Annotated in this window: 17 protein-coding genes; 8 read left to right on the top strand and 9 right to left on the bottom strand. The window is 72.0% G+C overall.

The genetic code is table 11. From position 1 onward, the window contains the following. Positions 1-64 precede the first annotated feature (64 nt). Positions 65-2,221, top strand: coding sequence for an excinuclease ABC subunit UvrB (gene uvrB, locus ABJI51_RS39185; protein WP_348956220.1), 2,157 nt, complete (start codon positions 65-67; stop codon positions 2,219-2,221). Positions 2,222-2,642: 421 nt separating this feature from the next. On the opposite strand, the gene ABJI51_RS39180 is transcribed toward uvrB, so the two are convergent. Further along, on the bottom strand, positions 2,643-4,034 hold the full coding sequence (locus ABJI51_RS39180; RefSeq protein ID WP_348956219.1) for a S28 family serine protease: 1,392 nt from the start codon (positions 4,032-4,034) through the stop codon (positions 2,643-2,645). Positions 4,035-4,273: 239 nt separating this feature from the next. Between ABJI51_RS39180 and ABJI51_RS39175 the strand changes: the two genes are divergently transcribed. Continuing rightward, a complete protein-coding gene (locus ABJI51_RS39175; RefSeq protein WP_348956218.1) occupies positions 4,274-4,774 on the top strand; it encodes an SRPBCC family protein in 501 nt (166 codons plus the stop codon). Here ABJI51_RS39175 and ABJI51_RS39170 read toward each other — a convergent pair. From ABJI51_RS39170 to ABJI51_RS39160, 3 genes are read right to left on the bottom strand one after another with little or no spacing between them, the layout of a single operon-like run. Beyond that, positions 4,771-5,511 (bottom strand): enoyl-CoA hydratase/isomerase family protein, encoded by a 741-nt coding sequence (locus ABJI51_RS39170; RefSeq protein ID WP_348956217.1) that lies wholly within the window; start codon positions 5,509-5,511, stop codon positions 4,771-4,773. The genes ABJI51_RS39175 and ABJI51_RS39170 overlap by 4 nt on opposite strands. A 19-nt stretch (positions 5,512-5,530) precedes the next feature. Next, the gene (locus ABJI51_RS39165; RefSeq protein WP_348956216.1) at positions 5,531-6,457 is read right to left on the bottom strand and encodes an ABC transporter permease; all 927 of its coding nucleotides are present in this window, start codon (positions 6,455-6,457) and stop codon (positions 5,531-5,533) included. Further along, complete coding sequence (locus ABJI51_RS39160; protein WP_348956215.1) at positions 6,454-9,324, bottom strand: alpha/beta fold hydrolase; 2,871 nt, start codon at positions 9,322-9,324, stop codon at positions 6,454-6,456. Before ABJI51_RS39160 ends, ABJI51_RS39165 begins: the two co-directional genes overlap by 4 nt. Before the next feature lie 305 nt (positions 9,325-9,629). Between ABJI51_RS39160 and ABJI51_RS39155 the strand changes: the two genes are divergently transcribed. From ABJI51_RS39155 to ABJI51_RS39145, 3 genes are read left to right on the top strand one after another with little or no spacing between them, the layout of a single operon-like run. Next, positions 9,630-10,592 carry a TerC family protein gene (locus ABJI51_RS39155; RefSeq protein ID WP_348956214.1) on the top strand — a complete coding sequence of 321 codons (963 nt, stop codon included), beginning with the start codon at positions 9,630-9,632 and terminating at the stop codon, positions 10,590-10,592. A 40-nt stretch (positions 10,593-10,632) separates the two neighbouring features. Beyond that, positions 10,633-12,579 carry a S9 family peptidase gene (locus tag ABJI51_RS39150; protein WP_348956213.1) on the top strand — a complete coding sequence of 649 codons (1,947 nt, stop codon included), beginning with the start codon at positions 10,633-10,635 and terminating at the stop codon, positions 12,577-12,579. After that, positions 12,572-13,219, top strand: a complete 648-nt coding sequence (locus ABJI51_RS39145; RefSeq protein ID WP_348956212.1) for an HAD family hydrolase — start codon at positions 12,572-12,574, stop codon at positions 13,217-13,219. The genes ABJI51_RS39150 and ABJI51_RS39145 overlap by 8 nt, the downstream gene beginning before the upstream one ends. Here ABJI51_RS39145 and ABJI51_RS39140 read toward each other — a convergent pair. The 4 genes from ABJI51_RS39140 to ABJI51_RS39125 form a co-directional block, all read right to left on the bottom strand. Then, a complete protein-coding gene (locus ABJI51_RS39140; RefSeq protein ID WP_348956211.1) occupies positions 13,201-13,857 on the bottom strand; it encodes an RES family NAD+ phosphorylase in 657 nt (218 codons plus the stop codon). The two genes, ABJI51_RS39145 and ABJI51_RS39140, sit on opposite strands and share 19 nt — an antisense overlap. Before the next feature lie 51 nt (positions 13,858-13,908). After that, complete coding sequence (locus tag ABJI51_RS39135) at positions 13,909-14,490, bottom strand: MerR family transcriptional regulator (protein ID WP_348956210.1); 582 nt, start codon at positions 14,488-14,490, stop codon at positions 13,909-13,911. 689 nt (positions 14,491-15,179) lie between these two features. Further along, on the bottom strand, positions 15,180-16,163 hold the full coding sequence (locus ABJI51_RS39130) for a LacI family DNA-binding transcriptional regulator (protein WP_348956209.1): 984 nt from the start codon (positions 16,161-16,163) through the stop codon (positions 15,180-15,182). 97 nt (positions 16,164-16,260) lie between these two features. Then, entirely contained in the window at positions 16,261-17,193 is a 933-nt protein-coding gene (locus ABJI51_RS39125) for a helix-turn-helix domain-containing protein (RefSeq protein ID WP_348956208.1), read from the bottom strand. Positions 17,194-17,202: 9 nt separating this feature from the next. On the opposite strand from ABJI51_RS39125, the gene ABJI51_RS39120 reads away from it, so the two are divergent. The 3 genes from ABJI51_RS39120 (at position 17,203) to ABJI51_RS39110 (ending at position 18,978) form a co-directional block, all read left to right on the top strand. Continuing rightward, positions 17,203-17,616, top strand: a complete 414-nt coding sequence (locus ABJI51_RS39120) for an NUDIX hydrolase (protein ID WP_348956207.1) — start codon at positions 17,203-17,205, stop codon at positions 17,614-17,616. 120 nt (positions 17,617-17,736) lie between these two features. After that, positions 17,737-18,213, top strand: a complete 477-nt coding sequence (locus tag ABJI51_RS39115; RefSeq protein ID WP_348956206.1) for an MmpS family transport accessory protein — start codon at positions 17,737-17,739, stop codon at positions 18,211-18,213. 18 nt (positions 18,214-18,231) lie between these two features. After that, positions 18,232-18,978 (top strand): ABC transporter permease, encoded by a 747-nt coding sequence (locus tag ABJI51_RS39110; protein WP_348956205.1) that lies wholly within the window; start codon positions 18,232-18,234, stop codon positions 18,976-18,978. On the opposite strand, the gene ABJI51_RS39105 is transcribed toward ABJI51_RS39110, so the two are convergent. Then, positions 18,962-19,648, bottom strand: coding sequence for a histidine phosphatase family protein (locus ABJI51_RS39105; RefSeq protein ID WP_348956204.1), 687 nt, complete (start codon positions 19,646-19,648; stop codon positions 18,962-18,964). The genes ABJI51_RS39110 and ABJI51_RS39105 overlap by 17 nt on opposite strands. Positions 19,649-19,653 lie beyond the last annotated feature (5 nt).

Below are 19,653 nucleotides of genomic sequence, written 5' to 3'. Positions count from 1 at the left end.
CCACCGAACCCCCGCTGACCAGGCCCGACGGAAATTGTCGGTGGTGGGGCCTACTCTGGTCGACGTGGCTTTCGCAACCGAACACCCCGTGCTCGCCCAGTCCGACTTCCGGCCCGTCTCGGAGATTCCGCGGACCGGCGGCCGGTTCGAGGTGGTCAGTGACTACCAGCCCGCCGGTGACCAGCCGGCGGCCATCGACGAGCTCGAACGCCGGATCAAGGCGGGCGAGAAACACGTCGTGCTGCTGGGCGCCACCGGTACCGGCAAGTCGGCGACGACGGCGTGGCTGATCGAGCGCGTCCAGCGGCCGACGCTGGTCATGGCGCCGAACAAGACCCTGGCCGCGCAGCTGGCGAACGAGCTGCGCGAGCTGTTCCCGCACAACGCTGTCGAGTACTTCGTCAGCTACTACGACTACTACCAGCCCGAGGCGTACATCGCGCAGACGGACACCTACATCGAGAAGGACTCGTCGATCAACGACGACGTCGAGCGGCTGCGGCACTCGGCGACGATGAACCTGCTCTCGCGCCGGGACGTCATCGTGGTCGCCAGTGTCTCCTGCATCTACGGCCTGGGCACGCCGCAGTCGTACCTGGACCGGTCGACGAAGCTCAAGGTCGGCATGCAGCTCGACCGCGACGTCTTCCTGCGGGCACTGGTCGACGTCCAGTACACGCGCAACGACATCGCCTTCGCGCGCGGCACCTTCCGCGCGCGCGGGGACACGGTCGAGATCATCCCCGCGTACGAGGAGCTGGCGATCCGCGTCGAGTTCTTCGGTGACGAGATCGAGAAGCTGTACTACCTGCACCCGCTGACCGGGGACATCGTCAAGGAGGTCGACGAGGTCCGGATCTTCCCGGCCACGCACTACGTCGCCGGCCCGGAGCGGATGGAAAAGGCGATCCAGGGCATCGAGCAGGAACTGGAGGAGCGGCTCGCCGAGCTGGAGAAGCAGGGCAAGCTGCTGGAAGCGCAGCGGCTGCGGATGCGCACGGCCTACGACATCGAGATGATGCGCCAGGTCGGGTTCTGCTCGGGCATCGAGAACTACTCGCGGCACATCGACGGCCGCGGGCCGGGCTCGGCGCCGGCGACCCTGATCGACTACTTCCCGGAAGACTTCCTGCTGGTCATCGACGAGTCGCACCAGACGGTCCCGCAGATCGGCGGCATGTACGAAGGCGACATGTCGCGGAAGCGGAACCTGGTCGAGTACGGCTTCCGCCTGCCGAGCGCGGTCGACAACCGGCCGCTGACCTGGGAGGAGTTCACCGACCGGATCGGCCAGACGGTGTACCTGTCGGCGACGCCGGGGCCGTACGAGATGGGCCAGGCCGGCGGGGAGTTCGTCGAGCAGGTCATCCGCCCGACCGGCCTGGTCGACCCGAAGGTGGTCGTGAAGCCGACCGAGGGCCAGATCGACGACCTGGTGCACGAGATCCGGGAGCGGGCGGACAAGGACGAGCGGGTCCTGGTCACCACGCTCACCAAGAAGATGGCCGAGGACCTCACCGACTACCTGCTGGAGCTGGGCATCCGGGTGCGGTACCTGCACTCGGAGGTCGACACGCTGCGCCGGGTCGAGCTGCTGCGGCAGCTGCGGGCGGGCGACTTCGACGTGCTGGTCGGCATCAACCTGCTGCGCGAAGGCCTCGACCTGCCCGAGGTGTCGCTGGTGGCGATCCTCGACGCGGACAAGGAAGGCTTCCTCCGGAGCGGGACGTCGCTGATCCAGACGATCGGCCGCGCGGCGCGAAACGTCTCGGGCGAAGTCCACATGTACGCGGACAAGATCACCGAGTCGATGCAGCACGCGATCGACGAGACGGACCGCCGCCGCGAGAAGCAGATCGCCTACAACAAGGAGCGCGGCGTCGACCCGCAGCCGCTGCGGAAGAAGATCGCCGACATCCTCGACCGCGTCTACAGCGAAGCCGAGGACACCGAGCAGGTCTCGGTGGGCGGTTCGGGCCGCAACGCATCACGCGGCAAGAAGCCCGAGCAGGGCGACCGGGTGCGCAGCTCGGGAATGCTGGTCGACAAGAACGTTTCGGCCATGCCCCGCGCGCAGCTGGCAGACCTGATCCAGCAGATGACCGACCAGATGATGCAGGCGGCCCGCGACCTCCAGTTCGAACTGGCGGCCCGCCTGCGCGACGAGATCGCGGACCTGAAGAAGGAGCTGAGGGGAATGGACGCAGCCGGCATCAAGTAGGAGAGCAGCCGGTCCGCTGGGGTGGGCCGGGTTGGCCGAGGGGAGGGGGGGAGGGGGCGGCAGAGGCAGGCTTGTTGCCGAGCCCGGATGCGGCCCGGGTTGGCTTGCTGCGCGGCCTGGGACGGCCCGCTGCTGGGCCAGGTCTCGCCTCGGCGGGCCTGCTGTCGAGCCTGGACGTGCCCGAGACTGGCCCGCTGCTGGCCTGGGCGCGTCCCAGCTTGGCTTGCTGCCGAGTCCGAACAGGCCCCGGCCGCGGTGAGGCGGTGCTGCGCGCCCTGCGGCCGTCCTCGCCTTCGTCGGCTCTTGGCACGGCAACAGGCGGTGGCGGGCGAAACCCTTCCAGCCCGCAAGGCGGCGGTCCGGGGAGGCCGGACCGCCACCTACGCCGTACGAAGACTGCCGAACCGTCCCGGAACCGACGTCACAGCCGTGGCCGTGCCGCGAGGGTCATGTCCGTGTCGAAGTCCGGGAAGCCTGCCGGGGTGCTCCTTGCCGTCAGCGTTGTTGCCGGTGGGAGGCCTGCCCAGCGGCGGATCGTTGCCGTGGCCTCTGCCGCCTCGGCTGGGGTTAGCTGGGCGATCTTTGATCCGTGGTTGCCGCCCTGGACGTAGTAGCGGTAGGAATCCTTACTGCCGAAGCCCAGCTCGAATGGCTCTGCTCCCCATGGGTCGTTCGAGCCGTACACGAACAGCAGGCGGGTTCCGCGGGACTTCACCCAGAAGTCGATGTCCGGCATGGCCAGGTAGTCGAAGTGTGGCAGGCGGATCGATGACGGCACGAACGTCTTCGGCTGGTCCGCGCCCGGGTAGCGGAGCAGGTCGCGCAAATACCCGTCGTACGCCTCGGGGGATCCCAGCTGGACCGCCGCCTGGTAGTAGTACGGGATGTACCGCTCCAGGTCCTGGTCGGAATACGTGTTGAGGCTCTCCACCTTCTCGTACCACGCGTAGACGTCCGCCGCCGGGGCGCCTGCGGGTGGGACCGTTGCGCAGTCCGCCTGGGTCTGGTATTGCCAGAACGCGAAATACGAGTCGATCACCGAGATCTCGAGGGACTTGTCGAGCGAGCCGACGATCGAGAACGTCAGGCCGCGCTTGGCCGCGTCCGCCGCCGCGATTGCGCCCAGTTCGTCGCGTCGCTTCAGGGCGTCGCGCTGGATTGCCTTCAGGGCGGCTCGGCAGGCCGGGTCGTTGCCCACCCGGGACAGGAACCGGTTGTAGACGTCCACCGGGTCGATGACGTCGTTGGGTGCCACATACGGGATCGTCGCGTCGACGTCGTCGGGGTAGAACCGCCGGAAATACGTTGCGGTCATGCCGCCCTTGCTGCCGCCCGTTGCCAGCCACTTGCCCGGGTAGATCGCCTTGAACGCCTGCACCGCGCGGTGCTCGTCCGCGGCCGCCTGCCAGATCGTCAGCTGCTTCGCCCAGTTCTCCGGCTCCGGCCGCGAAGGCGTGAAGTAGCGGTACTCCATCGACAGCTGGTTTCCGTTGACGATCTGCGTCGGCTCCGAGCGGTTCGGGGAGCTGCTCACGTTGTAGCCGCTCGTGAAGGCGACCGTCGGGGCCGTGAAGTCGCGGTGCAGCAACGTGAACCGCTGCTGGAACGTTCCCGCGCCGGGGTTCCGGTGGTCGGCAGGCTGGGTGTAGGTCAGCTTGAAGAACCGGAATCCGGCCGGTGCCGGGTCCTCCGACACGATCGTCAGGCCCGGGATCCGCTGCAGGGCGGCCCGGATGTCGGGCGCCGCGGCGGCCGCCGGGGCCAGGCCGGCCAGTGCGAGCAGGACCGCACAAGCGGTGAACAGTCTGCGCATCGAAACACCCTCCCCGGCTCACCGAGCCCTCCGTGGGACCCTCACAGAACCGGCCGGTGACGGCAATCGGCTGTCCGGGCGCAGAATCGGTCAGGAACCGACTTTCGGCGGGTGCCCGCCCCACCGGGGGCGGCGTCCTCCGGCGTGCGCAGGCACGGGCATTGTCCGAGTTGTCCGCCTGATCAGCGGCGACGTACGGTCCGAAGCCGAAGACACCGGCACGAGCGAGGGGTCCGCCCATGAAGGTTTCCGACTGTCCCACCACCCAGGTCGAGGTCCGCATCGCCGCGCCGCCGTCCGAGGTCTGGTCCTGGCTGCTGGACGTCGACCTGCCCGCCCGGTTCTCGAGCGAGTTCCAGGGCGGCGGCTGGGTCGACGGCGCCGAGCCCGGCCTCGGCGCCCAGTTCCGCGGCCGTAACTCCCACCCCGTCGCCGGGGAGTGGGAGACGATCTCGACCGTGACCGGCTACGAGCCAGGGCGGCTGTTCGCCTGGGCCGTGATGGACGTGACCAACCCGGCCGCGTCGTGGCGCTTCGAGCTGGTCCCGGACGGCGAAGGCACGCTCCTGCGCCAGTGGGCGCAGATCGGGCCGGGCCCGTCCAACCTGACCGAGATCATCGGTTCGATGCCCGAGCACGAGGACGAGATCGTCGCGATGCGGCTCGGCGAGCTGCAGGCCAACATGCAGAAGACCGTCGAGGGCATCAAGGCCCTCGCCGAAAGCGGCGTGCACGCCTAGCGCAGCACCCTGTCCACATAGGACCGGACGGCGGCGAGTGCCTCCGGCGACCGCCACAGGCGTTCCACCTGCGGGTCGTCGGAGTGGCGGTATTCGGCGATCCGCTCGTGGAACGGCTGGCGGATCTGGGCCTTGGTGTGGGCGAACGGCTCGGCGGGCAGTGCGCCCAGCCGGGCCGCGACACCGATCGCCCGCTCCAGCACCTCCTCCGGAGGTACCAGCTCGTCCACCAGCCCGTGCGCCAGCGCCTCTTCGCCGCCGCGGGTTTCCCCCGAGTAGGTGAGCGACGGCAACGGCGTCGTGCCGTACGCGCAGCGGAGGATCTCCAGCGCCGCCAGCGGGAACGGCAGCCCGGCCAGCAGCTCGGTGACGCCGATCGTGCCGCGCCCGAGCACGCGGTGGTCGCACGCCGCGGCCAGCACCGCGCCGCCGGCGATCGCGTGCCCGTTCAGCGCCGCGACCACTGGGCGCGGGCAGCCGAACACCGCCAGCAGCGCGTCCGACAGCAGCGGCAGGAACTCCGACACGTAGGCCGCGCCGCCGTCACGGACGCGCTTGAGGTCGACGCCCGCGCAGAAGATGCCGCCGGTGCCGGTCAGCACCAGCGCCCGCGCGGACTCGGCCTCCTCCATCCGCAGCACCAGCTGGCGGCAGGACTCCGTGTCGAGGGTGTTGCCGCCGCCGTGGTCGATCCGCAGCACGGCGACGTCGTCATGGCTGTCCAGGATGATCGGCACGAGCCCGACGGTACCGGGTTCAGCTCGTGATGTCCTTGCGGGCGAACCTCCGTCCGGCGTAGAGGAAGAACACCGTCCCGTAGATCGCCGCCGACAGCATGCCGCTCGCCAGGTTGGTCCAGTCGACGTCGGTCGAGATGAGGTCCATCCAGGCGAACGCGTAGTGCGTCGGCAGGTAGTTGCGCAGCCCCTCCAGCGCCGTGATCTGGTCGAGGATCTGCGACAGGATCGCCGCCAGCACCGCGCCGCCGACCGCGCCGAGCGGGGCGTCGGTCGACACGCTCAGCGCCAGCGCGAGCCCGGCCACCCAGGCCAGCTGCAGGATGATGTACACAGTGGACAGCCCGATGGCCAGGAGGCTGTCGCCGAAGGACACCGCGTCGCCGGTCGGGCTGATCGCGTCGCCCGCGCCGTACCAGAGCACCCCGACGCCGAGCGACACCACCGGCAGCAGGACGAGCGCGAACGCCGACAGCAGCCCGGACACGATCGCCTTCTGCCGCAGCACCCGCTGCCGCGGCACCGGGACGGCCAGCAGGTACTTCAGGCTCGACCACGACGCCTCGCTCGCGATGGTGTCGCCGAAGAACAGCGCGACGATCATCGGCAGCAGGAACGTCCCGGACACGAACAACGCCAGCACGACGAAGTTCGGCGCCGACGCCGTGGCCAGGTCGACGAACCCGCCGCTGCGCCGGTTCGGGTTCGACTGCCCGAGCTGGAACGCGAGCACCAGGATGAACGGCAGGATCGCGACGAACCCGAGCAGGAACTGCGTGCGCCGCCGCTTGAGCTGGCGCCGCAGCTCGACGCCGAGGCGCAGCGTCCGCCGTGCGGAGTAGCCCGCGACCGCGCCGTCCGGCCCGACGCCGGCGTGCTCGGCCGAGGCGACGTCGGACAGCTCGTCCAGCGCGTGCGGATCGGTGTGCACACCGGGATTGCTCACGACTCATCTCCGACCAGTTGCAGGAACGCGTCTTCCAGACGGCGCCGGGGCCCGGCCTGCTCCACCGCGACACCGGCGCGGACCAGCGCGGCCACGCCTTCGGCACGGGGCAGCACGCCGAGGTTCGCGTGCACGAGCTCGCCGTCCACGTCGACGTCGGTGACGCCGCTGAGCGCCTTCAGCGCCGCGGCGGCCGCCGCCGGGTCGTCGACCCGGAACGTCGCCTCGCCGCCTGCCGCGGCCAGCTCGCCGACCTCACTCGCGGCGACCAGCGAGCCGCGGTGCATGACCACGACGTGCGTGCAGGTCTGCTCGACCTCGGCCAGCAGGTGGCTGGACACCACCACGGTGCGGCCGGTCGCGGCGTACCGCTTCAGCACCTCGCGCATCTGGTGGATCTGGGGCGGGTCGAGCCCGTTGGTCGGTTCGTCGAGCACCATCAGCTCCGGCAGGCCGAGCATGGCCTGCGCGATCGCCAGCCGCTGCCGCATGCCCTGGCTGTAGGTCCGCACGCGGCGCTCGACCGCCGTGCCGAGCCCGGCGATCTCCAGTGCTTCGGCGAAGTGCGCCTGCTCGGCCGGGCGCCCGGTCGACGCCCAGTACAGCTCGAGGTTCGCCCGGCCGGACAGGTGCGGCAGGAACCCGGAACCCTCGACGAACGAGCCGATGCGCGAGAGCACCGGCGCGCCGGGGGCGATCTTGTGCCCGAACACGCGGATGCTGCCCGCGGTCGGCGTGATCAGGCCCATCAGCATCCGCAGCGTGGTGGTCTTGCCCGCGCCGTTCGGCCCGAGCAGGCCGAGCACCTGGCCCGGCTCGACGCGGAACGACAGGTCCTTCACCGCGACGAACCCGCCCGCGTACTGCTTGCGCAGCCCCTCGATGACCAGCGGGGTGTCGGCCAGCTCGGGATCGGCGTCGGTGGCCCGGCGGCGGCGCAGCGCGGCGAAGAGCGCCACGGCCACGCCGATCGCGAGCGTCAAGCCGATGCCGATCAGCTGCCCGGCAGGCGCCGGCGCCCCGACGGCCGTGCCGGGCACGACCGGGACGGCCAGCGCGGTGCCGCCGGCGAGCCCGATCCGGAACACCGCGGGCGCGGCCGGGGCGGCATAGCCCTGGTCGGTGGTGCCGACGACCAGCCGCAGCGCATGCCCGCCCTCGATCGGCCGGACGATGCCCGGCAGCGTCACGGTGACCTCGACCGGCGTGCCGTCGGCGGGCAGCCCGCTCACCCGGAACGGGGCGATCGCGTTGGCAGGCAGCACGCGCGAGCCGTCCTGGCCGACGTCGTAGAGCTTCGCGAACAGCACCGCGTCCGGCTGCGGGTGGGCCGGGTCGGCGGCGACCTGGAGCCGCACGGTCGACGAGCCCGCCACGACGACCTGGCCGTCCACCGGCGCCGTGGTGAACTGCGCGGCCTGGCCCGGCGGGTCGTTGCTGAACAGCACGCCGAGCCGCGCCGAGCTGCTCGCGACGCCGTTGAGCCCCGGAATCCCGCTGACCGCCGCGGGATTGGCGCCGGCCGGGCGCACGACCGGCTGCGCGGGCCCGCTCAGCGCCAGCAGCCGCCGCTCGGTGGCCGGGGTGGCCAGCCCGGGGTAGGCTGCGGCGTTGACCGTGCGGACCGACGGGGTTCCGTTGGCGCGCAACGTGCCCTGGACGTCGTAGCTGAACCCGGTGCCCGGGTCGCCGCCGTGCACCGCGGTCCACAGGAAGTCGGCGATCTTGGCCCGCAGCTGCGGCCCCGGCTTCCCGCCGTCGTGGCCGCCGGTGTACCAGATCGTCCTGACCTTGCCGCCCGCCGCGGTGATCTGGCGGGCGGTGGCGTCGGACTGGTCGAGGCCGAACAGGGTGTCGCTTTCGCCCTGCACCAGCAGGGTCGGCACGGTGATCTTGCCTGTCACGGACGCGGGGGAGACGCGCCGCAGCAGGTCGACGCTCGCCTGGCTCGCCCGTCCGGTGGTGCCCAGCTCGGTGTAGGCGCGGCAGACGGCGGCGGTGAACCGGCCGCACGGGTCGGCGGGCCCGCCTGCCCGTGCACCGCCCGCACCCGGCGGGACGGCGGAGCCTGCGGCCGCCGCCGCGGCCGTCCCGCCGGCACCGGTCGAGCCCGTGTCGGTCTCCTGGCCTGCTTCCGGTGCTTCGGCCGACGGCGAGCCACTCGCCGCGGCGCCGGAACCGGCCGAGAAGAAGATGCCTGCCCAGCTCTTCTTGAACACGCCGTCGGGCGAGAACGCCCCGGCCGCCGGGGTGCCCGCGGCCGGTTCCGCCGTCGAGGCGGCGTTCGGGAGCAGGCCCTGCGCCAGGTCGTTGTAGGTGATCACCGGCGCGACCGCGTCGACGCGCTTGTCCGTGCCCGCCAGCAGCAGCGCGAGCGCGCCGCCGTAGGAGGCCCCGGTGACGGCGACCTGGGGATCGCCATGGGCGTCGGTGGTGACCTGGTGCAGCGCGACGAGCCGGTCGATCAGCCGGCTGGCGTCGGCGACCTCGCCGTCCGGGTCGTTGAGCCCGATCTTGCCGGTGCTGCGGCCGAACCCGCGCGCGGACCACGTCAGCACGACGAAGCCCTTGCGCGCCAGCTCGCGCGCGTCGTCGGCGACGCTGTTCTTGTCGCCGCCGAAGCCGTGGGCCAGCAGCACCGCGGGCGCGGGCACGGTGGCCGGGAGGTAGGTGGTCGTGTCGATCTTCACCTGCTCCGCCGAGCCGGGTGCGGCGGGCAGGTCGATCAGCGCGTCCTGGGTGGGCACGGCGGGCGGGGCCGGGTCGCGCGCCACCCAGAGGACGGTCGCGGCGGCGAGCACCGCCACGACGGCGCCGGTCGCCGTGAGGCGGGCGCGGCGGCTGCGCGGAAGCGGAAGTCGGGGCACGGGCAGAACGGTATTCGAGCGTTGCTGAGAGTGTCCCCGGCGCCTCACAGTGATCACACGTCCCGGACCGCCTGGTGGACCGAAGTGACCGAAATTACAGGACCAACCCGGTGACGTGCGCGATCCCCGCTGGCGTTCGGGCGGGGGTAACCGGCAGACTGGAACGGCTGTGAGGGGAGTATTCCTTCGCGGCGGTGTCGTCAGCACGGTGGCCCTGCGCCCCCGGCACCGTCGGCCGGTGGTTCCACCGGCGGGAGAGACCTCCGGTTAGTTGCTCATGCGCACTATCCGGAGGTTCGAGTTCCATGACTGTCCCCCTGTGGCTGTGGATCGCCACGGTCGGTGGCCTGCTCGCGCTCATCGCGCTGGACCTGGTCATCGTCGATCGCAAGCCGCACGAAGTGACCACGGGGGAAGCGGCTCGCTGGGTCATCTTCTACATCTCGTGCGCGATCGTCTTCGGCATCGGCGTGTGGATCTTCGCCGGGCACGACCCTGGCGTCGAGTTCTTCACCGGGTACATCACCGAGTACTCGCTGAGCGTGGACAACCTGTTCATCTTCATGATCATCATGGCGTCGTTCAAGGTGCCCGCCATCCACCAGCACCGCGTGCTGCTGGTCGGCATCCTGCTCGCGCTCGCCATGCGCAGCGTCTTCATCGCCATCGGCGCCGCGCTGATCGCCCAGTTCGTGTGGGTCTTCTTCCTCTTCGGCGCGGTGCTGGTCTGGACCGCGATCAGCATGCTGCGCAACAAGGACGAGGAAGAGGAGTACCACGAGAACGCCGTCACCCGGCAGGTCCGCCGGTTCGCGCCGGTGACCGACGACTACCACGGCCACCGGTACACGGTGAAGATCGGCGGCAGGCGGATGATCACGCCGATGCTGCTGGTGATCGTCGCCATCGGCTCGGCCGACCTGCTCTTCGCGGTCGACTCCATCCCGGCGATCTTCGGCATCACGCAGGAGGCGTTCCTGGTCTTCACGGCGAACGCGTTCGCGCTGATGGGCCTGCGGCAGCTGTACTTCCTGCTCGGCGGCCTGGTGACGAAGCTGGTCTACCTCAGCTACGGCCTCGCGGTGATCCTCGCGTTCATCGGGGCGAAGCTGTTCCTGCACGCGTTGCACGAGTACCACGTCGTGCCGGACTGGCTGGACATCAACAACTGGGTGTCCCTCGGCGTGATCGTCGTCGTGCTCACCGTGACCACGGTCGCCAGCCTGGCCAAGGCCCGCCGCGACGAGCGGAAGGAAGTCGCGGCGTAAGTAGTTCGCTTCGCTAACGAAGTCGGGTACGGTCGCAGGGGTGCGCCCTGCCGACATCGAAGCCCTGCTCGTCCCCGGCCGTCCCGCCCTGCGCGGGAACCTGCTGATCACCGCGCTGCAGCGCCCCGACCTGGAGACCGACGCCCCGCACAGCGCGCTGCGGCGCGTGCCGCTCGACGGCGGCGAGGTCCCGTGGACGCACGGTCCACGGGACTCCGCCCCGGCGATCTCGCCGGACGGGCGCTGGGTGGCGTTCCTCCGCGCGGGGGACGGCCAGGGCGCGGACGGCCGCCCGCAGCTGCACGTGATGCCGTCGGACGGCGGCGAGGCCCGTCGCCTGACGTCGCTGCCGCTCGGCGCCGGCGAACCGGTGTGGGCGCCGGATTCGCGGCGGATCGCGTTCACCGCGCGCCTGCCCGAAACCGGCCGGTACGGCACGCCGGACGCGGGCGGTGTGGTCCGCGAGCCCGCCGCCGAGGCGCCGCGGCGGATCACGCGCCTGGACTACCGGATCGACGACATCGGGTTCCTGCGGGACCGCATGGTGCGGCTGTTCGTCCTCGACGTGCTGGAGCCGGTGGAGTCCCCGGAGCCGCTGACCGGCGACGGCTTCGACGTCGCCCACCCCGTCTGGACGTCGGACGGCACCCGCATCGTGTTCACTGCGCCCCCGGACTGGGGCGCAGCCGAAAGCGACGTGCGGGACATCTGCGCGATCTCCGCCGAGGGCGGCGCGCCCGAGGTCGTCGTCCGCTGCCCCGGTTTCTCCGAGCGGCCCGCGTTCGGCCCCGACGGCACGCTGTTCTACTTCGGACAGTCCTTCGAGGACCACCGGGAAGCGGCCTCGACCGGGCTCTTCGCGGCGACGCCGTCCTTCGGCGCCGGCCCGGTGAAGGCCCGGCGGCTCACCGACATCGAGACGGTGGACTGCGAGGCCGCAGCGGGCCCGCCGGTCCCGCGCGAGGCCGACGTCCTGGTGGCCGTCCGCAACCGCGGCGCGGTGGAGCTGCGCGCGGTGCCCGCCGGAGCTGAGGACGTCCCGCTGGCCGATCTGCCGGTGGTCTACGCGGACCGCACGGTGGTCCGGTCGTTCGCGGTGGACGGCGACGTGCTCGCGGCGGTCATCGCGACGCCGACGTCGTCCGGCGAGGTCGTGCTGCTCGGCGCCGAGGGGCCGCGGGTGCTGACGGACTACTCGAAGCCGTTGCGGGACAAGGGCATCCGGCCGATGATCGAGCTGGAGACCACCGCGCCCGACGGCTACCCGGTGCACGGCTGGCTGGTGCTGCCCGAAGGCGAGGGCCCGCACCCGGTGCTGCGCGTGGTGCACGGCGGGCCGTTCGCCCAGCAGGACTGGGCCGTCTTCGACGAAGCGCAGGTGTACGCGTCCGCGGGGTACGCGGTGGTCCTCGGCAACCCGCGAGGGTCGGCAGGCTACGGGCAACAGCACGGCCACGCGATCACCTACGGCTTCGGCACGGTCGACGCCGACGACGTCCTCGCGCTGCTGGACAAGGCGCTCGAACGGCCGGACCTGGACGCGTCACGCGTCGGCATCATGGGCGGGTCGTACGGCGGGTTCATGACGGGCTGGCTGGCCGCCCACCACGGCGAGCGGTTCAAGGCCGCGTGGAGCGAGCGCGCGGTCAACGCCTGGGACTCGATGGTCGGCAGCTCCGACATCGGCTACACGTTCGTCGAGGCCTACATCGGCACCGACCCCGAGGTGCAGCGCGACCGCAGCCCGCTGACCCACGCCGCGAAGATCCGGATCCCGTTCGCGGTGGTGCATTCGGAGGAGGACTGGCGCTGCCCGCTGGAGCAGGCGCAGCGGATGTTCGTGGCACTGAAGCAGGCCGGCGCGGACACGGAGTTCCTGCTGTTCCCGGGCGAAGGCCACGAGCTGACCCGTTCCGGCCGCCCGCGGCACCGCGTCCAGCGGTTCGAAGCGGTCCTCGAGTGGTGGTCGAGGCACCTTCTTGGCTGAGGGACTGGTCTGCTTCGACGTCGACGGCACGCTGGTGCCCGGGACCAGCTCCGGGGCCTGGCTGGCCGAGGCGCTGGGACACGCGGCCGAGAACCGCGCGGCCGAAGCGGAATACGCGGCGGGCCGGATGACGAACCAGGAGGCCTCGGTCGTCGACGCCCGAGGCTGGGCCGGGCACACCGAGGCCGAAGTGGAGGACCGGCTGGCGTCGCTGCCGCTGGTCGACGGGATCGCCGAGACGGTGGCGTGGTGCCACGGCCACCGTCTCCGCCCGGTCCTCACCACGCTCGCGTGGGCACCGGTCGGGCGGATGCTCGCCGCGCGCTTCGGGTTCGCCGCGTTCTGCGGCCCGGTGCCCGGCGTCGACGGGGACCGCTACACCGGCGACGTCGCCCAGCACCTCGACGAGTACGGCAAGCGGGACTTCGCGCTGGCGCAGGCGCGGTCGCACGGTGTGGCGCCGCAGCGGTGCGTCGCGGTCGGGGACAGCCGGTCGGATCTGCCGCTGTTCGCCGCCGTCGGGACGAGCGTGGCGTTCAACGCGGCCCCGGCGGCCCGGGCGGCCGCGACCCACGTCGTCGATTCCGGTGACCTGCGGGCGATCCTGCCGCTGCTCGAGCGTCAGTTCAGCAGCGTGTAGTTCAGCTCTTCGCAGACGCGGCCCAGCGGGACGTCCAGGCCGGGGTGGTCCAGCGGCAGCAGCACGTCCGGTGCGATCGGCAGTGCCGCGCCCGCGGGCGGGTCCCACAGGCAGATCGCCGGGTCGCCCGAGTCCATCGAAGAGCGGTACCAGAGGCCGTCGAGGTCGCTGAACGCGCCGCGGATCGCGCGGGCCCACGCCTGCGTCAGCTTCTTCGGCCCGCTCGAAATCTCCTGCGACGCGCCGACGCGTGTCGGCCACAGGCCGGTCAGGTCGAGCAGGCGCAGCGGGCGCGTCGGGCGGACGACGACCAGCCGGGGGCCGCGGGTGCGGCGGTCGACCGTCGAGCTGGTCTGGAACACCTCGGCAACCGACGTGCGCACGGTGAGGCCGAAGTACAGCACCCCGTTCGCCGGGTCGGTGACCGGGGCGCCGCCGCGGCCGGGCGGCTGCTGGTCGAAGCGGCCGTGCGGGAGCGGGCCGGTGTAGCGGAACGAATTCCACTGCTGGGGGTGCCTGCCGTGCGCGGTGAAGATCCGTACCAGCCTGGTCGTGGGCTGGACCGTCACCACGTCGTGCGCACGGTTCAGCTGCCGGACCAGGACGGATCGGGCGGGCGGCAGCGGGAGCCGGGCCATGCGTCGGGGGTCGTCCGTCCTTGTCGGTGATCTTGCTCGGGGAGGTCCAGCCTAGAGCGGCGTGCCGAGCGTGGCGACGAGCCGGGCGACCTGGTCCGGATCACCGCCGGAAAGCAGCCACTGCCGCGGGGTGGCCGGGTGGTCGTTGATCACCAGATCCGGCTGCGGGGTGCTCATGAAGGCGGCGACGACGAGCGCGGGCTGGTCGTCGGGCAGCGCCTTGAGTACGACTTCGAGGCCCGGCAGCACGCCGGAGCCGGCGAACTGCCACGCGGGGAGCCGCCAGCCGCCGTCCTTCCAGCCGGTGAGCCTGCCTTCCTTGAGGCGGTGCCGGATCCGGCTGTCGTCGACCCCGAGGGTCTTCGCGGCCTCGTTGACGCTGAGCGCGCCCTCGGCAAGCACGGCGTGGGCGGCGACCGTGCGGGCCCTGAAGTCGGGTTCGTCCTCGCGGCGCGGGGAAAGATCCAGGCCGACGTCGGTCAGCGCGGCCCGCTGGTCGGCGGAGAAGTAGTGCGAGGGATCGGGATTCGGCGGAGACAGTCTGCGCGCCGCGTCTTCGACGAGTGTCAGGAACTCGTTCGCGTCGACTTTCAGGCCCGCCTTGGCGAGGATGTTCTCCAGCGCTACAGACATGGGGCCTAGACTAACCCGAAACAGCGCGAGTGTGCGGGTTCGTGCGGTTTCTTGCCCCGTCTGTGGGTGAATTCACCATAGATCGACACTTACTGCACATCAATCAACACGTTGAGTAGGCAACTTCCGGTCAGTTTGCCTGCCGCGGCGGGGCTTGTCCAGTCCCGTGACGGGTTGACACCCGTGGGACGCGGCCCTAGGTTCGCTGTGAGTAAACGATTTCCGCTCCGTGCTCACAGGATCCGGCGGGTTTGCCGCCGGGCATGGGGGACACAGGGGGTGGGGCGTGCCTGGGGGGCCTGGCACGAGCCGGCCCCTCGGGCACGTCGCTTGGGGCGATGGGCGGTTTGCTTGGCGCGGCCGGTAGGTCGCTGGGTGCTGCGGGTAGGTCGCTTGGCGCGGTGATCAGGTTGTTCGGTGTCGTGGGCGGGGTCGCTCGGTGCCGCGGCGGGGTCGCTTGGTCCCTTGGTCCCTTGGGCACGTCGCTCGGTGCGGCGGGTGGGTTGCTCGGTGCCGTGGGCGGGTTGCGTGGCGCGGCCGGTAGGTTGCTCGGTGCCGGGGGTGGGGTCGCTTGGTCCCTTGGGCAGGTCGCTTGGCGCGGTGGGGAGCTTGCTCGGTGCCGTGGGCAGGTCGCTTGGTGCGGCGGGCAGGTCGCTCGGTGCCGCGGGCACGTCGCTCCGCTCAGCGGGTCAGCCGGTCCGGCGTGAACTCTTCCGCTCGATCAGCCGGGCTTCCAGCGTCGTGGTGCTCGCCTCGCGGCTGCTGTCGGAGATCCGGGCCAGCAGGAGCTGAGCCGCCACGCGTCCGACCTCGTACGCCGGCTGGGCGACCACCGTCAGCGGCGGGTCGATCAGCGTCGTCCATGGGGCGTCGTCGAACGAGACGATGCCGACGTCCCGGCCCGGCCGCAGGCCCCGCGACGACAGCGCCTCCAGGACGCCGATCGCCATGGTGCTGTTCGCGACGAGTAGCGCGTCCGGCGGGGACGGCTCGTCCAGCAGCTCCAGCGCGGCCAGCCGGGCGCCCTCGGCGCGGTACTCCGCGCGCCGGAATCGGACGTTCGCCTCCCCGACGACGTCGGCGTATCCGGCGAGGCGGTCGTCGGCGGTGCGGACCCCGGCGGGGCCGGTCAGGCAGCCGACCCGCCGGTAGCCGCCGGCCAGCAGGTGCCGCGTTGCCTCGGCCGCGGCGTGCCGCGTGTCGACCAGCACCTGGTCGCCTGCCGCGGCGGGGAGTGGCCGGTCCACCGCGACCAGGGGCGTGCCCTGGCGTCGCAGGCCCTCGACGTTCGTCGACCGGCCGGTGGGGGACAGCACCACCCCGGCGACCCGCTCCTGCAGGGCGACCTCGATGTAGCGCCGCTCCTTTTCCTCGTTCTCGTCGGAGTTGCAGAGCACGACGGAGTAGCCCGACCGCTGGGCGAGGTCCTCGACGCCGCGCGCGATGGCGGTGAAGAAGGGGTTCTCGACGTCGGAGATGATCAGCGCCAGAACGGCGGTCTCCTGCCGTCGCAGGTTCCTGGCCAGCCCGTTCGGGTGATACCCCAGCTCGGCGGCGGCCTCCTGCACCCGCGCGGCGAGCAGCGGGTCCACAGTGGACTTCCCGTTGAGCGCGCGCGACACGGTCGCCGTGGAGACGCCGGCCCTCGCCGCGACGTCGCTGATGGTGGCCACACGCCCTCCCTGCTCGCACGTCGAAGGGAGGATAGCGCCCCCGGAGGCCGTTTACCCTCCCCTTACCTCTTCGGGTGACGGGCTCCCCTTCCGGGGGTTACGCCGAACGGCGCCGATCACGCACGGTTTCGTCCACAGTGGATGATCCGCGGAAGTAGGCACGCGGCGTGAGCCCGGTGAGCGCCCGGCAGTCCCGGCTGAGATGAGCCTGGTCGGCATACCCGGCCGCGGCGGCGAGAGCGGCGAGGCCCGGGGCACCGCGAGAGAGCGCAACGGCCCGCTGGAACCGGGCGACGCGCAGGTAGGTGGCGGGCCCATAGCCGACGGCCTGCACGAACCGCCGCCGCAACCGCCGTTCCCCGACGGTGATCGGCCCGGCGGGATCTTCGAGGGCGGCCGCGAGGTCGGGAGGTGAAAGTTTCCCGGTGGCCGGGAGGGTGGAACGGGCGCGACCTGCGGGTGGCCCGGCCGCGTGGGCGGGGGAGGTGGCTTGGCCGGTCGGCGGGAATCCCGTCCCGGGGTGGCTGTCCCGGCCCGGCCACAGCATCCTTTCCGCAGCCGGGACGGCCCCAGCGCCTGCCACCGCTTCCTGCACCCGCGCGACGCCCGCGTCCAGCCGGGCAATCAGCGCCGCCACGGCCGGGTCCGGGGGTGCCACCTCCGGCAGCCGCGACACGACCGCCTCCGCCGGGGTCAGCTCACCCGCCAGCACCCTTTCCGCCAGCACCTCGCCCCGCCGTCCCCACACCTCGGCCAGGGGCACCCGGCGGTCGCGCAGCTCGTCCGCCGCCACGCCCAGGACCGCCGCCGCGCGGCCCGGGGTGAAGCGGACTCCGTGCAGCAGCGCCTCCGGCGTCGTCACCGAGGACCACGCCGTCGTGTCCGGGCCCGCGACGAACACCTCGCCGTCTCCTGCCACCAGGTCCACGCAGCCGTCGGGGACGATGCGCTTCGGGCTCTCCGAAGCCGATCGCCACACGCAGCGCGCCACGCCCCGCAGCGGCCCGGGTGGTGCCGCCTCTTCGTACATACTCCGATCATGCACCCCGGGTCCGACAAAACCATCGACTCGCTCGCCTGGATCCACGTCCGCGACCGCCGCCTGCTGTCGGTGCGGACCGCCGGGAAGGCGAAGTTCTACCTGCCCGGCGGCAAGCGCGAGCCGGGCGAAGGCGACGTCGCCTGCCTGTGCCGGGAAATCCGCGAAGAACTCGGGATCACCCTGGACCCGCTCAGCTTCCGGTTCTTCGCCGCGCTCGAAGCACCGGCCGACGGGTTCGCCGACGGCAGGCTCGTGCGGATGACCTGCTACACCGCCGACCACGAGGGCGAGCCGTCGCCGTCGCGGGAAATCGCCGAGGCCGCCTGGCTCGGCTCGGCCGAGGCCGCGGCCTGCCCGCCCGCCGGGCAGCGCGTCCTGCGCATGCTCACCGATGCCGGGCTCGTGGACTGAAGCACCCGTTCGGGTGAAAGCGGGGCTTTCTGCGAAGAGCAGGTAACGCCCCGTGAGATCACGGCGAGATAGAGGTCGATGCACCCGACGGGGGTGCGCGCGACGAGAGAAGACCTCTCCATGGGTGTTCCCACCGCGGCCAAGCCGGTGCACGAGTGCGCCGTCCGGGCTCGATCGGCCGGCAGTGTCATCGTCGTCCTGGGCGTTCTCGCCGCGGCCTTCGCCGTGACGTCCTTCATCCTGCCGCGGTCCGCGCGCGGGCCCGCCAAGGTGGAGCCGGTGGCCGCGCCCGTCACCCCCGCCGCCGTCCACACCGTGAGTCACACCGTCGTGTACGAACTGCTCGGCAGGCACGGCGCCCGCAACGTCACCTACGCCGGCGCGGGTGCCGCCCTGACCCAGCACGCCGAGGTGGCGACGCCGTGGTCGACGACGTTCACCCGGGTCGGCCGGGCCGACCGGACCGAGTCCTACAGCATCGCCGCGCAGAACCCCGGCCCCGGCGAGCTGCGCTGCCGGATCGTCGTCGACGGCGTCGTCGTCGCCGAGCACGCCGTGACGGAGCCGGACGGCCCCTTCGTCAGCTGCGCTGTCTGACGCGGCAGGATCGGCGGCGTGAACGACGCCGCGATCACCTTCGGGCCCGCCCTGGTGGCGGTGCTGGTCCTGCTCGCCGTCGCCGGTGCCGCCGTCGTCCAGGCGGGCGGGCTCGGCCGCGGGCAAGCCGTGCTGGTCGCCGCCGGGCGGGCGGTCGCGCAGCTGGCGCTCGTGTCCTTCGTGATCACCGCCGTCCTGCGCTCGGCCCCGCTCACCGGCCTGTTCGTGCTGCTGATGTTCGGCATCGCCGCGGTGACGTCGGCGCGCCGCGCCGGCCCGCTGGCGAACCTGCCGTGGACGGCGCTGGCGATCGCGGCCGGCGTCGCGCCGGTGCTGGCACTCGTCCTCGGCGCCGGGGTGGTGCCGCCCAAGCCGATCGCCGTCGTGCCGATCGCGGGCATCGTCATCGGCGGCGCGATGACCGCGACGTCGCAGGCCGCGCGCCGCGCCCTCGACGAGCTGAAGGCCCGCCACGGCGAGTACGAAGCCGCGCTGGCGCTGGGTTTCCTGCCGCGCCCGGCCGCGCTGGAGATCTGCCGCCCCTCGGCCGGGCACGCGCTGATCCCGGCGCTCGACCAGACCCGCACGGTCGGCCTGGTGACGCTGCCGGGCGCGTACGTCGGCGTGCTGCTGGGCGGCGCGGGCCCGATCGAAGCGGGGCTGACGCAGGTGCTGGTGCTGATCGGGCTGCTGGCCGCGGAGGCCGTCTCGATCCTGGTGACCGTGCAGCTGGTCGCGGCCGGGAAGCTCAGCCGAGCGGCGTAGCCAGGTGGGCGGTGTCGTTGAAGCGCCGCACGATCCAGGTGTCGCCGTGCAGCACCAGGTGCGAGATGGAGCCGTTGTCGGCGCCGAGGAACGCGAACCGCTCGACCGCCCGGCTGGCCTGCGCGAACACCTCGCCGATGACGCCACCGTGGGTGAACACGGCCACGCGCTGGTCGGGATGCGCGGCGGCGATGCGGGTCAGCGCGCCACGCAGCCGCGCGCCGAAGCGCTCGTCGGACTCCGCGCCCGGGATGACGTCCCAGCGCTGCTCGGCCCACAGCCGGTCGACGATCGGGTGACCGTCGGCGGTGTACTTGCGGAAAAGGCCGTTCTCCCACTCGCCGAGGTGGATCTCGCGCAGGTCCGGTTCGACGACCGGAGTCAGCCCGAGCTTCTCCGCCAGCGGCGCGGCGGTCTGCACCGTGCGGCGCAGGGTCGTCACGTAGATCGCGTCGATCCGCTCCGAAGCCAGGCGCTCGCCGACGCGCTGGGCGTGGTCACGGCCCTCCGGGGCGAGGTCCGGGTCGGCCTGGCCGTCGACCAGGTCGAAGGGGTTTTCGCCGCGGGCCGGTGCGGATTCGCCGTGCCGGACCAGGAAGATCTCCGTCGATCCCGGTGGCGGGGTGAACCGGTGCTGGCGGTACTCGATCTCCTGCTCGGGCGTGCTCATAGCCC

The organism is Amycolatopsis melonis, assembly GCF_040064235.1.
GTDB lineage: Bacteria > Actinomycetota > Actinomycetes > Mycobacteriales > Pseudonocardiaceae > Amycolatopsis > Amycolatopsis melonis.
The sequence above is the reverse complement of the archived record's forward strand: the minus strand, read 5'-3'. Positions and strand labels throughout refer to the sequence as shown.

Excerpts from the sequence above, each read along its gene's own strand:
- ABJI51_RS39180 (WP_348956219.1), bottom strand. The coding sequence starts at position 4,034 with ATGCGCAGACTGTTCACCGCTTGTGCGGTCCTGCTCGCACTGGCCGGC.
- ABJI51_RS39175 (WP_348956218.1), top strand. The coding sequence starts at position 4,274 with ATGAAGGTTTCCGACTGTCCCACCACCCAGGTCGAGGTCCGCATCGCC.
- ABJI51_RS39155 (WP_348956214.1), top strand. The coding sequence starts at position 9,630 with ATGACTGTCCCCCTGTGGCTGTGGATCGCCACGGTCGGTGGCCTGCTC.
- ABJI51_RS39140 (WP_348956211.1), bottom strand. The coding sequence starts at position 13,857 with ATGGCCCGGCTCCCGCTGCCGCCCGCCCGATCCGTCCTGGTCCGGCAG.
- ABJI51_RS39135 (WP_348956210.1), bottom strand. The coding sequence starts at position 14,490 with ATGTCTGTAGCGCTGGAGAACATCCTCGCCAAGGCGGGCCTGAAAGTC.
- ABJI51_RS39125 (WP_348956208.1), bottom strand. The coding sequence starts at position 17,193 with ATGTACGAAGAGGCGGCACCACCCGGGCCGCTGCGGGGCGTGGCGCGC.
- ABJI51_RS39120 (WP_348956207.1), top strand. The coding sequence starts at position 17,203 with ATGCACCCCGGGTCCGACAAAACCATCGACTCGCTCGCCTGGATCCAC.
- ABJI51_RS39115 (WP_348956206.1), top strand. The coding sequence starts at position 17,737 with ATGGGTGTTCCCACCGCGGCCAAGCCGGTGCACGAGTGCGCCGTCCGG.
- ABJI51_RS39105 (WP_348956204.1), bottom strand. The coding sequence starts at position 19,648 with ATGAGCACGCCCGAGCAGGAGATCGAGTACCGCCAGCACCGGTTCACC.